General features: G+C 49.4%; 13 protein-coding genes. 11 read left to right on the top strand and 2 right to left on the bottom strand.

Features of this window, described 5'->3' with window-relative positions; genetic code table 11:
• The 10 genes from B5D40_RS16090 to B5D40_RS07355 form a co-directional block, all read left to right on the top strand.
• Positions 1-236: hypothetical protein (locus B5D40_RS16090; protein WP_234978159.1), on the top strand; the 236-nt coding region annotated here is incomplete at its 5' end.
• A 373-nt stretch (positions 237-609) separates the two neighbouring features.
• A complete protein-coding gene (gene aroE / locus B5D40_RS07400; protein ID WP_078776399.1) occupies positions 610-1,482 on the top strand; it encodes a shikimate dehydrogenase in 873 nt (290 codons plus the stop codon).
• Complete coding sequence (gene aroB, locus B5D40_RS07395; RefSeq protein WP_233134342.1) at positions 1,482-3,113, top strand: 3-dehydroquinate synthase; 1,632 nt, start codon at positions 1,482-1,484, stop codon at positions 3,111-3,113. The genes aroE and aroB overlap by 1 nt, the downstream gene beginning before the upstream one ends.
• A complete protein-coding gene (locus B5D40_RS07390) occupies positions 3,110-4,075 on the top strand; it encodes a GDP-mannose 4,6-dehydratase (RefSeq protein WP_073303028.1) in 966 nt (321 codons plus the stop codon). Before aroB ends, B5D40_RS07390 begins: the two co-directional genes overlap by 4 nt.
• Positions 4,076-4,959: 884 nt before the next feature.
• Positions 4,960-5,166, top strand: coding sequence for a hypothetical protein (locus tag B5D40_RS07380; protein WP_143394539.1), 207 nt, complete (start codon positions 4,960-4,962; stop codon positions 5,164-5,166).
• Between the two features lie 35 nt (positions 5,167-5,201).
• The gene (locus B5D40_RS07375; RefSeq protein ID WP_144319680.1) at positions 5,202-5,702 is read left to right on the top strand and encodes a hypothetical protein; all 501 of its coding nucleotides are present in this window, start codon (positions 5,202-5,204) and stop codon (positions 5,700-5,702) included.
• A 50-nt stretch (positions 5,703-5,752) separates the two neighbouring features.
• A complete protein-coding gene (locus B5D40_RS07370) occupies positions 5,753-7,204 on the top strand; it encodes a hypothetical protein (protein ID WP_078776395.1) in 1,452 nt (483 codons plus the stop codon).
• Between the two features lie 12 nt (positions 7,205-7,216).
• Positions 7,217-8,074: a hypothetical protein gene (locus B5D40_RS07365; protein WP_078776394.1), complete on the top strand. Its 858-nt coding sequence runs from the start codon at positions 7,217-7,219 to the stop codon at positions 8,072-8,074.
• Between the two features lie 96 nt (positions 8,075-8,170).
• The gene (gene ffh, locus B5D40_RS07360) at positions 8,171-9,532 is read left to right on the top strand and encodes a signal recognition particle protein (protein ID WP_233134343.1); all 1,362 of its coding nucleotides are present in this window, start codon (positions 8,171-8,173) and stop codon (positions 9,530-9,532) included.
• 71 nt (positions 9,533-9,603) lie between these two features.
• A complete protein-coding gene (locus tag B5D40_RS07355) occupies positions 9,604-10,464 on the top strand; it encodes a DUF3078 domain-containing protein (RefSeq protein ID WP_233134344.1) in 861 nt (286 codons plus the stop codon).
• A gap of 85 nt (positions 10,465-10,549) precedes the next feature.
• On the opposite strand, the gene B5D40_RS07350 is transcribed toward B5D40_RS07355, so the two are convergent.
• On the bottom strand, positions 10,550-10,963 hold the full coding sequence (locus tag B5D40_RS07350; RefSeq protein ID WP_073303017.1) for an EamA family transporter: 414 nt from the start codon (positions 10,961-10,963) through the stop codon (positions 10,550-10,552).
• Positions 10,964-11,192: 229 nt separating this feature from the next.
• Here B5D40_RS07350 and purL point away from each other — a divergent pair, with 229 nt between their 5' ends.
• Complete coding sequence (gene purL / locus B5D40_RS07345) at positions 11,193-15,056, top strand: phosphoribosylformylglycinamidine synthase (protein ID WP_078776392.1); 3,864 nt, start codon at positions 11,193-11,195, stop codon at positions 15,054-15,056.
• A 372-nt stretch (positions 15,057-15,428) separates the two neighbouring features.
• Here purL and B5D40_RS16375 read toward each other — a convergent pair whose 3' ends face one another.
• Positions 15,429-16,025: a sugar O-acetyltransferase gene (locus tag B5D40_RS16375; protein ID WP_198951089.1), complete on the bottom strand. Its 597-nt coding sequence runs from the start codon at positions 16,023-16,025 to the stop codon at positions 15,429-15,431.
• Between the last annotated feature and the right edge of the window lie 55 nt (positions 16,026-16,080).

Below are 16,080 nucleotides of genomic sequence, written 5' to 3'. Positions count from 1 at the left end.
TTTCGGCCTATCCCTTGCGGAAATCGAAGCGCTCAAGAGAACGCTCTAGTTTCGGATGGCGGGCTCTGAAGACTGCCAAGCGAAAAATTAAGGTAGGCTCAAAGTTCAGGGTTCTTCTAAAAATCCTTTTCAAAAAGACAGATGCACGAGAGTTGCTAGTTGTTGTGGGTTGTCGTTTAGTATTTTCATTGGGTTATTGCAATGAGAACGAAAAACTTTTTGCGATTTTCATGTGAAAACTCCCTAAAACTTTCTGCGGCTGGCAATTTTTATATGAAAATGTGCTAAAACAGGTTTGCTTTGACAACTGGTCCCTGAGCTTGCCGAAGGGCAGCAGCTGCTTTGCTAACTTCTCGAATCACGGAGGCTCAGGAGACCGCCGTCCCTCTTTGTTCTCTCCAAGACCTTTTTCGCCTATTTCGTTTGGTTTTATGTGTTAATGTAAAGCGGCTAGAATCCGCTTTCCTTATATCTACTTCAACTCTCAACTCCCCGCTGACCTTTGACCACAAATTATTATTTAGGATTATTGCGCCGTATTTTGAAGCGTCCCCATTTTCGATTCCTATTTTCGTGTTCATCGGACATTTTTTCAATTATATTTAAAATGTGAAAAAAATAGATGGACGTACTCAACTGCTCGCCATCTTCGGAAACCCTGTCGGTCATAGCAAGTCGCCTTGTATGCATAATGCGGTTTTTGAAAAGCTGGGCATCAATGCGGCGTATGTACCGCTTTCTCCGGAGCCTTCCGAGTTAGGATTGGCCATTCAAGGTTTCCGCGCCATGAAGTTTTTGGGCGCCAACGTAACGATTCCCTTTAAAGAAAAGGTCGGAACTTTTTTGGACGGCGTTTCGGAAATTTCCCGGTTTACGGGGAGCGTGAACACGCTTTATTGGGAAAATGGAATTGTCGGCGGCAGGCTTTTGGGCACGACGACGGATCCTTACGGGGCGCTTTGCGATTTGGAAGAACACGGAATCCATTTGAAAGGTCTGCGTGTGGCGATTCTTGGAAATGGCGGTGCGGCTCGGGCGATTGCGTTCGCCATGCTTTCGGAAGGCGTTGCCGGTTTGACAATCGTCGCCCGAAGCAAAGAACGTGGTGCGGAACTTGCCGATGCGCTTTCTTCCGCATTTCCGCAAAAAGCGGTCGGGCATATTTTATTTGGCGAGTTTGGAAAGATTCGTGAAGACGTGGATTTGGTGCTGAACGCGACGAGCGTAGGCATGGTTCCGAACGAGGGGCTTTCTCCGCTGGCGAAAGAAATGCTTTCCCCCCGCTTCGCAGTGTGCGACATCGTTTATAATCCGAAAGAAACTCGGCTTTTGCGGGAAGCGAAAGCGGCGGGTTGCAAAACAATCGGAGGCAGTGCCATGCTGGTGTATCAGGGCGCGAAAAGTTTCGAATTCTGGTTTCCGGGGAAAAAGGCCGACGTAAAAACGATGAAAGCGGCTGTGGATTTTGTGGAGGAAATGTGATGTTTGCTTTGAAGAAAACGATTTATTTTACCGGTTTTATGGCGAGCGGAAAAAGCCGCATTGGCAGGAGCATTGCCGAACGCTTGCATGCGACTTTTGTGGATACGGACGCGATGATTGTTGAACGTCAAGGGAAAAGCATTTCAGAAATTTTTGAAGAAGAGGGCGAAGCGGCTTTCCGAAAAATGGAATTGCAGGTCATTCGAGAAATCGCCGAAGATATGACGCCGAAAGTTGTGGCGTTGGGAGGCGGCACGCTGACGCAGCCATCCGTTGTTTCCCTGATTCGTCAGACAGGCCTGATTGTGCGGCTGTGGGCGAAGCCGGAAGTCCTTTCGGAACGGATTGGGCGCAAGGACACGCGTCCGCTGATGTCGGGGCTTTCTCCCGAAGAACGCCTGGAAAAAATCAAGAAGATGCTTGCGGAAAGGGAACCGCATTATGCCTTGGCCGATTTTAGCGTGGAAAGTACGAACGATTCCGAGGAAGTGGTGATTGCCGCCGTTCTTCGCGGACTGAAATTCTGGGGAACGCGAGCCGTTTATGTAGAACCTTCCGGCGGTTCGCATTATCCGATTTTTATTGGCCACCGGCTGATTTCGCAGTTTTCGACTCTCCTTTCCGGATTGCGTTTGTCTTCGAAGGATTCCTTTCTGGTTTGTACGGATACGACGATTGCCAAGGCGCAGTCCCGCAATTTGGGGATGCTGAAGCACGAAGCGGGGGATTGCCCGGCGTTCAAGTTTCGGGCAGGCGAGATTTTCAAGAATTTATCCAGCCTGAATCAGCTCTACACGTTTATGCTGCGTCGCCGTTATAGCCGCAAGTCGTGCTTGCTCCAGTTCTCGGGCGGCGTCGTCGGCGATATGGCGGGTTTTGCCGCGGCGACTTATCAACGCGGAATCGATTTTGTGCAAATCCCGACCACGCTGCTCTCGATGGTCGATAGCTCTGTCGGCGGCAAGGTGGCGGTGAACCACCCCGAAGGCAAAAATATGATCGGCGCGTTTTACCAGCCCAAAGCGGTCGTGTGCGACCTGGACGTTCTCCAGACCCTTCCGCCTTCGGAATATCTGGCGGGGCTTGCCGAAGTACTCAAATACGGCGTTATTTACGACGAGAAATTCTTCGCCTATCTCGAAGAAAATGTGCAGAAAATTCTTGCGCGGGATTCCGAAGCCTTGACGCATATTGTGCGGCGCAGCTGCGAAATCAAGGCGGAAGTCGTCGGCATTGACGAAAAGGAACAAGGACTTCGGGCGATTCTCAATTACGGGCACACCTTTGGACACGCGATTGAAAACTTGCACCACTATGAATTTTCGCATGGAATCGGCGTGAGCTTGGGTATGCGGGTGGCGGCACGTCTCGCTGTTTTGCGCCGTATGATTTCCAAAGAGGAAGAGGATCGGCAGACGGCTCTTTTGGATGCTTTTGGATTTCCCAAAACGGTGGAAGGCGTTCAGGCGGATGCGGCCTGGAATGCGATGGCCATCGATAAGAAAGTCGAAAAGAACAATCGGGTGTATATTCTCCCGGTGAAAATCGGCGAGGTGAAAAAAGTTGCCAATGTCGAAGAATCGCTGGTGAAAGAAGCTTGGAAAGCGGTATTGCCGGAGGTTAGCGGATGAGTATTTTGGTCACGGGCGGAACGGGCGCTTTGGGATTTCACATTCTGACGTCGGTCACGAGAAACGGCGAAAAACTTTACAGCTTTAGCGACGAGCAGCCGCAGCCGTGGCAAAAAGTTTCCGATGTGAATTACCGGACGGGAGATTTGCTGAATTACAAGGATTTGGCTTCGGTCATCAAAGAAGCGAATCCGCGGGCGATTTACCATTTGGCGAGCCAGTCCAGCGTGGGGCTTTCTTACAAGAAGCCTTACGAAACCCTCAGCACGAATTTGCTGGGGACGCAGAATTTGCTGGAAGCCGCACGGCAGATTGTGCCGGAAGCCAAAATACTGCTTTTGAGTTCCAGCGAAGTTTATGGGCGTTCTTCGGAAACACTTCTGACGACTTTGCACAAGGAGTCCGATCGCCCGAATCCGCTGACTTCTTATGCGACATCCAAGGCTTGCATGGAACTTTTGGGGAATCAGTTCGCCAATGCTTATGGAATGCACATTGTAATGATTCGCCCGTTTTATTTTACGGGACCGCATCATAGCCGTCGGTTTTTGATTCCGTCGATTGCGAGCCAGTTGGTGAAAATCAAAAAATATGGGGCCGAACCGATTATTTATTCGGGCAGTCTGGATGTGAGCCGAGATGTCTTGGACGTGCGGGACGTGGCTCGCGGTTTGATTCAGGTGCTGCAAGCGGGCAAGGCGGGGGAGATTTACAATATCTGTTCTGGAAAATCCTACACATTCCGGGAATTGACAGAAACGTTGCTCGAAATTGCCGATGTCGATGTGGATTTTTGTTTTGATCCGGCAAAGGAACGCTCTTTGGATATTCCTCTTTTGATTGGCGACCCCCAAAAAATTATGGATTTGGGCTGGAAACCGATGATTACGATTGAAGACTGCCTGCAGGATTTGTACAATGAAATGGTCGTCCGCCTGAAAATGGAAAGGGCGATGAAGTAAAAAGCAATGGATTGAGGGGAAATGCGCGGGGGAGTCGGCTCGTGTGTGAATGCGTGTATTTGCTTTATCGAAAAAGGTGGAATTTTTGGCGAAATGGAAACGCAAAAAGAAAATTTCGTCCGGTCATGTAGAAGTCTTTTGCGCGAAAACTGACCACTGACGACTGACTTTTTGCCACTCGCAAAGGCATCGATTTGAAAATTTTCGGGAATTATATACGATCTTCCACCAAATACTCTCAATTAAAAATTTTTTCAAAGTGTGAATATCTTTTTCGCAAAGTGGAACTCTTTTTTTTCAATACAGGAATTTCTTTTTCACAAGGAAAATTTCTTCTCGCAGACTGCGAGGAGCTCGCTTGCGCAGCGGGCGGAAGGGATAAGGGGGCTTCAGAGTTGACGCGTTGCGTCCGCGGCTGCGGCTCAGTAATGCCAGCAAGCAAGCTTGCGGCGCAACATTCGCCTTGCACGCTTTTGCGAAGGCACCCTTCCAGGGACAATTCGTCTAAAAGAGTAAAACTCTTAAGACTCGTGGGCAGCCCCTTTTCCCTTCACCCTATCCCCCGCCACGCTTGGCGGTGGGAAGTTTTGGTTTTGTGGGGTGGAATAAGATGTGTTACGTCGCGAGAGGGGAAACTCGGTTATCAGTTATCAGTTCCGACTCCCAACTCCCAACTCCCAACTACCTCCTCCTGCTCACTAGTCGCTAACCATGGTTCAACAACCGGTTGCTGAGCCTGTCGAAGCACACCAACCAAGCAAATCGAGGTGGAATTTTATATATAAAGCCCAAATTTTCCGGTCAAAGTTCACAATATGGCAAAAAACACTTGACAATGTATGTTTTTTTTTACATTGAAGAAAGCGAAAATGCAGGAGATTCTCATGAAAAAATTTTCCTTTCTCGTCCTTTGTATTGTGGCTTGCCTTGTGCTTTCGGGCTGTGCCGTCGGCTGGCATAAACAGGGCGTCAGCGAGTATGAAACCGAAAACGCCCTTGCCCAGTGCGAATACGAAGCGGGCAAAGATCACGTAGAACGCGGCGACTTTGTTTCCAATTGCATGAAGCGTCAGGGTTTTCGATGGTATTGATTTTTTAGCACTAAAAATATTGTCGGGAGATGGAAATGAACAAGGCTTTTCAACTCGTTTTCTTTTGTGCAATGCTGATGTTCGCCTCGTGTGCAACAGTCCGGACGGACAGCAGCGAGCGTGACATCACCTACCATAATCGAACAAATATTGTGAATTACGGAGCGGAACACGCCGAAATCATTGGCCCCGTTTTATGGGAAGAGAATGCGAAGTGTTCCAAAATTTCGTTTTTGGCGTTCGCCATTTCGAGAAATCCAGATATTGACGATATTATTAATATTGTGATGGAAGAGAGCAAAAATACGACAACCCGATCGATACGTTGCAAATATTCCGGCCTTGCTGTAAGCTATGAAACCTTAAGTGTTGAAGAAGCTGCCAAATGGCATGATATCGGGGATTCTGCTTTGTTTGTGAAGGATAAGGGTACAGGAAAAGAGCAAAAAGTGGAGGCTACGATTTGGCCGTATGTATGGGCTGGAATTGCCTCGGTCGCAGCGACGGTTTTCATTATTTTGTTTGCGAACAATTAGCGGGCGGTTCATTTGATTTTTCGTATTAAAAGTTTTTTAGAAGTAGATTTATGAATTTTCGATTTTGCATTCCAATTTTTTTTGCAGCACCATTGCTTGCCGGTGAAATGTGTGCCACCCTTTGCACGACCTGTACTACAAATCCGACGGATTCGATATGCAGCGGAATAGATTCTTTGTGCTATTGCAGCAAGGTTCTCGACAGCATTCAACAAGTGGAAATTCAAAAGGCCAAAGCGCAAGAATCCGCAGTGGCGACACTTTCCAAAGAAATCGAATCTCTTTGTCCCCGAAAATTCTGTTCTTTGGAATTGAAATTTCATGGAGACTCCCTTGCAGAAGTGAAAAAAGCACAGACCCCGCTGCGCATAAAATCCAAGGCGCACAACGACTCTACAAAAATCGAGGAACCGCTTTTGACGCAGACCGAGGAATGCCGTAACTTTTGTGCTATTTGCCCGGAAGAAAAGCGGAATGATTCGAATTGCGTCCAGATTGAAAACATCTGCGGTTGCCAGGCATTTGCTGAACAAACGGAACGCCTTGCTCAAAAGGTCAAAGCGGATAGCCTTCAGAAAATGGAAGAATGGATTGCGCGAAAACAGAATTTGAGGGCTGCGGCGGATTCCGTCCTGAAATTTCAAAAGGAAAGCGGCGACTCTCTTTTTATGGTAACGTTTGCGACCAAGGATTTTCAAATTTTGGACATTCGTAAAACCGAAATTTCCTCCCTGAAACCGCCGCAAGATACGGTGACGAGTCGGGCGATTGTCGCTCTTCAGGATAGTGCGCCCAAGTCCCTTCAGGTTTTGACGGAAAGTGCCGTTGCGGATTTGGATACGCTTCAAATGGATTCAACCCCTAAAAAAGACAAGCGGATTTTTTATATGGGGCTGTCTCTTTTTGCCGGTCGGCTTGTGGACAAGGACACAGAAGCTTATGGGGACCACAATGGCGACTTGTACCTGGATTGTGATCAAGGCTTTTCTGCGGGAGGCGGCTTTTTGATGCGATGGGATTTTTTCAAATACGGTTCTTTTCTGTTGGGGCTGAACGCCGTTTATCAATTTTCTCATCTCGATGTGGAAGAAAATTCATATTCATATCCATATTCAGATCCCGTTTTGCGCTATCATAAAATTCTTGCCGAAGTGCCGTTGGAGTTTCGCCTCCGGATTCCTCGAAAAATCGGTCCGTTCTTGAGTTATACGATGTACATTCGCAAGCCGATTTGCGTCTGGTATCATTTGACGATGGATGGTTATAGCGGTACTTATGCTGATGCGGATTCTTACGACGACTGGATGCCCAGTGGATATGGGTATGAAATGGGGAGCTTTGAATTTTTGGGATTTGTGGGGGTTGGCGTGGAATTTTTCCATCGTCTTTCTGTAGCGTTTCAACGCCTGCTTTATTCCGAGGAAACTTATAGGAGGCATAGTTTTTCGGAATCTCCCGAAACGATAGGCACTTGGCGAATCAAGATGGATTTGATTTTCTAGAGGACTTTGTTTATGAAAAAAATAGCTTTGCTTAAGTGGAGTTTTTTACTATTTGTCGCCCTGCTGCTCGCTTGTTGCGGAGAAGAAATGGATGCGATTGCGGATGTCGATGAGAAAATTGGCGAGCAGAGCAGGGACAATAGATATGCCGCCGAACGGGAAGAAGAAGCTTACGAAAGGATGCGGTGTAGCGAAGGCTATTTGGACTACTCATCCTGTTGCTCTAAATACAATTTGCTCTGTGAGCAAGATTGCGCATACAGTGAGTATCCGCATTATTCCGAACAAGAATGTTGCTCTTATTACGGAATCAAGTGCTATTCCTCGTCGAGTTCCAGCTATTACGGCTATTCTTCTTCCAGTTCCAGCTACCAGAGCGAATCGGAAAAATGCAGACTCGGTACTTCCGCTTATTCGGATTCCTATTGCTGCTCCACTTACGGCTATCAGTGCAAAAGTTATCTGGAATCGTCAAAAAGTATGAAGTTCTGCCTGACATATTTTGAAACCGAAAACAATTGGGATGGCTTGGGCGTTGGCGACCCGGAAATTTCCTTTACCATTTACGCCATAACTTCTGCCGGGCAATCCACGACGATTTATACGGGAAAGTTGCTGGATAAAGATAATACGAAATTTTGGAGCGGAAATTCTTGTACGACAAAAACAATCCCCGCTTTGACCCAAACGATAAAAGTATGTCCAACAGTCATAGATGAAGACGTGTCTTCCGACGGCGACGACAATTACAGTTCGAGAAAGTGTTACAGCGTTTTCAGTATCGGCTATCTGAAAGACTATGACGAGCAAGAGCAGAGCGATTACCAGAATTCCGACTGCACGGTAAAATGGGAATGGTATTTGTATTGACGGGCTGCAAGCAGTTCCCATTTACAACTCTCAACTTCCAACTCCTGACTTCTCATTTCTAAAAATGAGCCGAAATTTCCTATATTTTCGCCCACTATGATGTTTTCGCAATTGACAGAATCTCTGGAATCGACCCTTAAGAACCTGCGTGGGCAGGGCACTCTTTCCGAAGAAAACGTGGCGGATTCGCTGCGGGAAGTCCGTCGGGCATTTTTGGAAGCGGACGTGAGCTTCAATGTGACCCGCGATTTTGTAAAAGCGGTCAAAGAAAAGGCGATGGGCAGGGAAGTGCTGACTTCGGTGACGCCGGGGCAGCAGATTGTGAAAATCATCCACGATGAGCTGGTGCAGGTGATGGGCGGCGAAACGCGGGAACTCGCGCTTTCGGGAAAACCGCCCGTGGGCATTATGATGGTCGGTCTGCAAGGTTCGGGAAAGACGACCTTCGCCGCCAAAATTTCGCTCTACTTGCGAAGCAAGCGCAAAAAGAAACCGCTCCTGGTCGCCGCCGACGTTTACCGCCCGGCTGCCATCAAGCAGTTGCAGGTTCTCGGAAAATCCATTGGCATTCCCGTTTACGACGAGGGCGAAGGCAATCCGGTCGAAATTATCAAGCACGGTTACGAATACGCCGAACAGAACGGCTTTGACGTGGTGATTTACGATACGGCGGGCCGTTTGCAAATCGACGAGAAGTTGATGCAGGAGCTGGAACAGGCGCGTGAAGCGGTGCACCCGGAAGAAATCCTGTTCGTAGCCGATGCGATGATCGGTCAGGAAGCGGTGAACGTCGCACAGACATTCTTTGACCGGTTGAATTTTACCGGGGTCTGCCTTTCCAAGATGGACGGCGATGCTCGGGGCGGTGCGGCTCTTTCGATTAAAAGAAGTACGGGAGTTCCGATTTGCTTTATCGGTGTGGGCGAAAAACCGAACGAAATAGACCTGTTCCATCCGGATCGCATGGCGAGTCGGATTCTCGGCATGGGCGACGTCGTTTCCCTAGTGGAAAAAGCGCAGTCGGTGATTGACGAACGGGACGCGAAGGATTTGAAAAAGAAGATCCTGAACAACACTTTCGACTTGGACGATTTTTTGCGCCAGCTGCGCACGATTAAAAAATTGGGTCGCATCAAGGATATTCTGGGGCTGATTCCGGGATTGAACAAGCTCCCGCTGGACAAGATCAATGAAAAGGAAATGGTCTATGTCGAGGCGGTTCTCAGTTCGATGACGGAAAAGGAAAGAAAACACCCGAATATTATCAATGGCAGCCGCAAAGCGCGTATCGCCAAAGGCTCGGGAACGGAAGCTGCCCGGGTCAATCAGGTGCTGCGCCAGTTTGAAGAAATGAAGGAAATGTTCAAAAAAATCGGAGCGTTTGCCAAAAAGCAGAATGGCGGCAATCCGGTCGGGTCGAATTATACCCCGCCGAAAAAGAAAAAAAAGAAGCGTTGAATTTGAACTAGGTCACATTCAGAAATTTTTTTCTCTTTACGGAAAACAGGATAGGAGTTAATTTTGGAAATATGATGAAAACGACAAAATTTTTGGCACTTGCCGCAACTCTTTTTGCCGCATCTTCTTTTGCGGAAGACGGTATGTTTTCTGGCGCGCTTCCTAAAAACTGGAATGCAGATGTGCTCGCTTCTGCACAGTTTACGCGCCAACATTACAGCAACTGGAACAATGGGGCCGACGGGGTGAATACGAACGTCTGGATCCTGAAATACGATGCCGACGTAATCGGCCATTTTTCGCATTTCGACTGGCGTTCCGTGGTGAAACTGGAATGGGGACAGACCTATATGAAAGGCTTGGGAACCCGCAAGTCCAACGACAAGATTTTTATTGAAACGACGGTCGCTGAGAACGATTTTAAACCGTTTGAACCTTATGCGGGCCTTCGTTTTGAATCCCAGTTCGCCAAGAGCTACACCTATACGGATTCGACAAAAACGCCAATTTCCTGCTTTATGGATCCGGGCTACTTTACGCAGATGTTGGGTGTTTCGTTTGCCCCGAATGACAACTTTAGACAGAGTATCGCCTTTGCGAATCGGATGACCATTTCGGACGGTTACGGCTGGGCCGACGATGCCGATACGAAAAAGATTGAAACTTTCAAGGACGAACCGGGTTTGGAAAGCGTGACGGAATACAAAGTCGCCCTTTCCTCTTTGGCTTCTTTCAAAACTCGCCTGTGGGCTTTCGTGAATTTCAAGGGTGTTGATGAAATCGATGGCAAATGGGAAAACCGTTTGGACGTAACGATTGCTCCGCTTATCGTTTTGAGCGTTGGCGTGGATGTGGCTTATGACAAGGACATTGATGAAGATACGCAATATCGCGATGCGGTGACCCTTGGCATTACATGGCGCTGGTTCTAAGAAACGGAATAGATGGATTCAAAAAATGAAGGTTTTGCGCCTTCATTTTTTTTGTACTTCCTGAGGTGAATGCGGAGGCAAAATGTTAAAGAATCATCAGGAATGTTCCGGCTCCAAGTAGCACGAGCCCACAAACGGCGCGGGCGTTCAGCGGTTCCCCCAGAAAAAAGAAAGCAAACAAAACGGACAGGATGATGCTCGCTTTATCGATGGGAACAACTTTGGAAACCTCTCCCAGTTGGAGCGCTTTATAGAAGAATAACCAGGATGCGCCTGTAGCTAGTCCCGAGAGGATGAGAAAAAGGAAACTACGGTAGGAAATGCTGGAAATTCCGGAATGCGCGCGTGTCAAAAAGACGATTCCCCAGGAAAGGAATAGCACAATGGTGGTCCGGATGGCGGTTGCCAAATGGGAATTGACATTTTCAATGCCAATTTTTGCCAGGATGGAAGTCAGAGCCGCAAAAACAGCGGAAAGAATTGCATAGAGTAGCCACATAAAAATCTCTGCGAAACGGATAAAAAATAACGGGAACAAAAATAATAAAAATGGAAAAGCTGCATTTTGCCGCCCTTCGACTAGTTCGACAAGTGGCTGCTGAGTTTGTCGAAGCATTTGCCTAAGCCATTTTTAGAGAGACCTTGCTTTTTGTGAGTACTCGCTAGCTCTCTTGTCTAAAATTTCTATTTTTGGATTCCGGAATTCACCTTTAGCGCAAGGTATTTTTATGATGATTCTTCGTGGTTCTCCGGCCCTTTCGGCCTTCCGCATTCAAAAGCTTTTTTCCGATTTTCAGCAGGACGCTCTTCCTGTCAAGGGAATCTATGCGGAATTTATCCATGTCGTCGATTTGGAAAAGGAACTTTCCGCCGAAAAAAAGGAAACCCTTGAAAAAATCCTGACTTACGGTCCGTCGATGGAAGCCCGGAATCCGGAGGGCACTCTTTTTGTGGTGGCTCCCCGTCCAGGAACGATTAGCCCGTGGAGTTCCAAGGCGACGGATATCGCCCACATTTGCGGCCTTGCGGAGGTCAAGCGCATTGAACGCGCGATCGCTTATTACATCGATTTTAATGGCGGAGTCACGGCGGAAGTTTCTCAAAAGGTGAAAACGGCGATTCACGACCGCATGACGCAGAAAGTGTTCGCTTCCTTCGACCAGTTGGGAGTCCTCTTTATGCACGAGGAACCCAAGAAGCTGGTGGAAATTCCGATTCTTACAGAAGGCAGGGAAGCTCTCGCTCGCGCGGACAAGGAAATGGGGCTCGCCCTTTCGGAACCGGAAAAGGATTATCTGATAAGCAGCTTCAAGGCTCTCCATCGCAATCCGACGGATGTGGAGCTTTACATGTTCGCCGAGATGAATTCCGAACATTGCCGCCACAAGGTTTTCGGGGCGGAGTGGACGATTGATGGCGAAAAGAAGGATCTTTCGCTCTTCCAGATGATTCAGAATACCTACAAGCTGCATTCGACGAATATCCTTTCGGCCTATAAGGACAATGCGGCGGTGATGGATGGTGCCGCGAAAGCGGGCCGCTATTATGCGAACCCCAAGACGAACAAGTACGAGTGGCACGAAGAACCGATTCCCGTGCTGATGAAAGTGGAAACGCATAACCACCCGACGGCGATTTCTCCGTTTCCGGGAGCGGCCACGGGAAGTGGCGGCGAAATTCGGGACGAAGGCGCGACAGGGCGCGGATCTAAGCCGAAGGCGGGTCTTACGGGCTACAGCGTTTCAAATTTGAAAATTCCGGGATATGTGCAGCCGTGGGAAAAGGATTTTGGAAAGCCTTCCCGCATAGCGTCTCCGCTGGACATTATGATTGAAGGGCCTCTGGGTGGTGCTGCGTTCAACAATGAATTTGGCCGTCCGAATATTCTGGGTTACTTCCGCACGTTCGAAGAGGAAGTGCCATCGGCAAAGGGCAAAGAGGTGCGCGGCTACCACAAGCCGATTATGCTGGCTGGCGGGCTTGGGAATATCAAGCAGGAATTTATTGCGAAAGGACGCATCCAGCCGGGCGACGCTCTGATTGCTTTGGGCGGCCCTGCCATGTTGATTGGTCTTGGCGGCGGTGCGGCGAGTTCCGTGACGAGCGGGAGCGGCAACGAGGATTTGGATTTTGCGAGCGTGCAGCGCGGAAACCCCGAAATGCAGCGGCGTTGCCAGGAAGTCATCGATCGTTGCTGGGCACTGGAAAAAGAAAATCCGATTGCCTTTATTCACGATGTGGGCGCGGGTGGACTTTCCAACGCTTTCCCGGAGCTTGTTCATGATGGCAATGTGGGCGGCAAATTTGAACTGCGCAAAGTTCCCAATGACGAGCCGGGCATGAGCCCGTATGAAATTTGGAGTAACGAATCGCAGGAACGTTATGTGATTGCCGTTCCGCAGGACAAGCTCCCGATTTTTGACGAAATCTGCAAGCGCGAGCGCTGCCCATATTCCGTGGTGGGAACTGCCGTGGAAGAGAACCACTTGACTCTTTCCGATTCGCATTTTGGAAACACGCCGGTGGATATGCCGCTCAACGTGCTTCTTGGAAAGCCGCCGCGCATGATTCGCGACAATCATTCGGTCAAGCGTCCGCTTTCGTCGGAGCCGGTGCTGAAGAATCGTTCGGTAAAAGAAATTGCCGAACGGGTGCTGGCGAATCCGAGCGTTGCTGACAAGACATTCCTGATTACGATTGGCGACCGCTCCGTTACGGGCATGATTGCTCGGGATCAGATGGTAGGCCCGTGGCAGGTTCCCGTTGCCGATGTGGCCGTGACGACGGCGACTCTGGATTCTTATGAAGGCGAAGCGATGAGCATTGGCGAACGCGCCCCGCTGGCATTGATTTCTCCGGCAGCGAGCGCGCGGATGGCGGTAGCGGAAGCGATAACGAATATGGCTGCCGCAAGCATTGCCGACATGGGTCGCATCAATTTGTCCGCAAACTGGATGGCTTCCCCGAATTACGAGGGCGACGGTGCGGATCTTTACGAAGCGGTCAAGGCGATTGGCATGGAACTTTGTCCGGAATTAGGCATTACGATTCCCGTCGGCAAGGATTCGATGAGCATGAGCACGGTTTGGGAAAACGAAAGTGGAAAGCACAACGTGACGGCTCCGATTTCGGTGGTCATCAGTGCGTTTGCTCCCGTTGCTGACGCCCGCATAACGCTGACGCCGGTCCTTTTGAAACGTCCGTCCCGCTTGCTGTTGGTGGATCTTGCTCGCGGTAAAAATCGTATGGGCGCGTCCATTGCTGCGCAGGTCTTCTGCGAATTGGGCAATGCCGCTCCCGATGTGGAAAATGCCAAGGAACTTCGCGCATTCTTTGAAACCATCCAGAATTTGAATAAGAACGGAAAGATTCTCGCTTACCACGATAAGAGCGATGGCGGACTTTTCGTGACTGCTCTGGAAATGGCGTTTGCGGGACATACCGGCGTCACTCTGGATATTTCGGCGCTTTGCGGCAACGCTGTGGAAATCCTTTTTAACGAGGAACTCGGTGCGGTTCTGCAAGTTGCCGAAGAAAATGTCGAAGAGGTCAAGGCGGCGTTTGCTGCTGCGGGACTTGGCGAGTGCGTCTCGGACATCGGTACGCTGAACGATTCTTACGAATTCATCGTCGGCGATTACAAGGTCGGCATTTCGGAACTTCGCGCTATTTGGAGCGACACGACACATCGCATTGCCGCTCTCCGCGATAATCCGGCTTGCGCCGAAAGCGAATACCAGCTGAAGCTCGAAAAGGACGACCCGGGCATTACGCCGAAAGTCACTTTCGATATGCAGATGAAAAAGGATTATGCCAGCCGCCCGAAAATGGCAGTGCTCCGCGAACAGGGGGTGAATGGCGAAGTGGAAATGGCGGCGGCGTTTGATCGTGCCGGATTTGAATCCATCGACGTTCACATGACGGACATCCTTTCCGGACGCGTTTCTTTGGCGGACTTCCAAGGGCTGGTCGCTTGCGGTGGATTTAGCTATGGCGACGTTCTCGGTGCAGGCGAAGGCTGGGCAAAGAGCATTCTCTTTAACGAAAAGGCCCGCAAGGAATTTGAAAACTTCTTCCATCGCCAGAATACGTTTACTCTGGGCGTATGCAACGGCTGCCAGATGGTTTCGAACTTGAAGGATCTGATCCCGGGCGCGGAACATTGGCCGCGTTTTGTACAGAACCTTTCGGAGCGTTTTGAAGCCCGCTTTGTCAGTCTAAAAGTTGAAGATTCGCCATCTGTATTGCTCAAGGGAATGGTGGGCTCTGTGTTGCCGATTGCCGTTGCCCACGGTGAAGGGCGGGCGGAATTTGCCTGTCGCCAGGATGCGGAAGCCTGCCTTGCTTCGGGACTTGTCAGTCTTCGTTATGTCGATGGCAACCACGCTTACACGGAACGCTATCCGCTGAATCCGAATGGTTCGCCTTTTGGGATTACGGGGCTTACGAGCAAGGACGGTCGCGCACTGATTATGATGCCGCATCCGGAACGCGTTTTCCGCACGGTTCAATACAGCTGGCATCCAGCGGATTGGGGCGAAGACGGTCCTTGGATGAAACTCTTCCGCAATGCTCGCGAGTTTGTGGGATAGCTGAAGATTTCCTCAATCGAATGATAGGAGAAGCGGCATCCAGCCGCTCTTTCTATTCAAAATTTTGGAAGGAACGGTCTTTTTCGTACAAATGAAGTAGAATTGCGTTGAGTCACCCGCTAAAATGCGACCTTCTTTTTTGCGTTAGCGACTGAAGCCCGGATGGGTTCGGACTGGCCGAAGGCAAGGCTGAACGGACGGCGGGTGATGGCGTTTATTTTTGCTTTTTCTCGCCGATAACGCGAAGGCGCGGCCTGCCAACGGCAGGAAACGCCCCCTCCCCAAAAAAAAGAATGTTTCCGCTGAAAAGTTTCCGCTAAAAAATGGGGCGGTCCACTTTTTGAATTATCCGATGGTGGCGGCTTATTCCTTTCAAGAATTTTCCTTGTCCACTTTGTTTTCCAAATGCCGATGGACTTTGCAGGGATTGCCGAAGGCGATGCAGAATGCCGGAATGTCATGGGTGACCACGCTTCCTGCCCCGATTACAGCGCCATCTCCGATTTGGACGCCGGGCAAAATAATGGAACCTCCGCCAATCCACACGTCGTTTCCGATGGTGATTGGCTTGGCCAGGCAGATTTTACGCCGTTCCAAATAGTCGGTAGGATGGGTGGCCGCATAAATCTGGACGTTGGGAGCAATCCAGCAGTTGTTTCCGATTCGCACTTCCGCGCTGTCCAGGATGGTCACGTTGAAATTGAGAAAAGTTTTGTCCCCGATAAAAATATTTTCCCCGCAATCGCAATGAAATGGCGGTTCCAAGTGGGCGTCCTTTCCAAAGTGCCCGAACAAATTCTGAAAAATTTTTTCCCGTTTTTCGTATTCTTCCGGAAAGGAGAGGTTCAACTGCTGGACAAGTTGCTGGGTGCGCAGTCTTTTTTGAAGGGCTTCTTCGCTTTGGGAGCTAAAATGCACGCCATAGATGCGGCGGAGAATTTCTTCTGGCATTTTTTCGGATGGGTTCATCGGATTTCCTTGGAAAGGGGTTTGCTCCAAAATATAAAATTGGGCCAAGCAGAAA

The organism is Fibrobacter intestinalis (assembly GCF_900167415.1).
Classification (GTDB): Bacteria; Fibrobacterota; Fibrobacteria; order Fibrobacterales; family Fibrobacteraceae; genus Hallerella; species Hallerella intestinalis.
The sequence above is the reverse complement of the archived record's forward strand: the minus strand, read 5'-3'. Positions and strand labels throughout refer to the sequence as shown.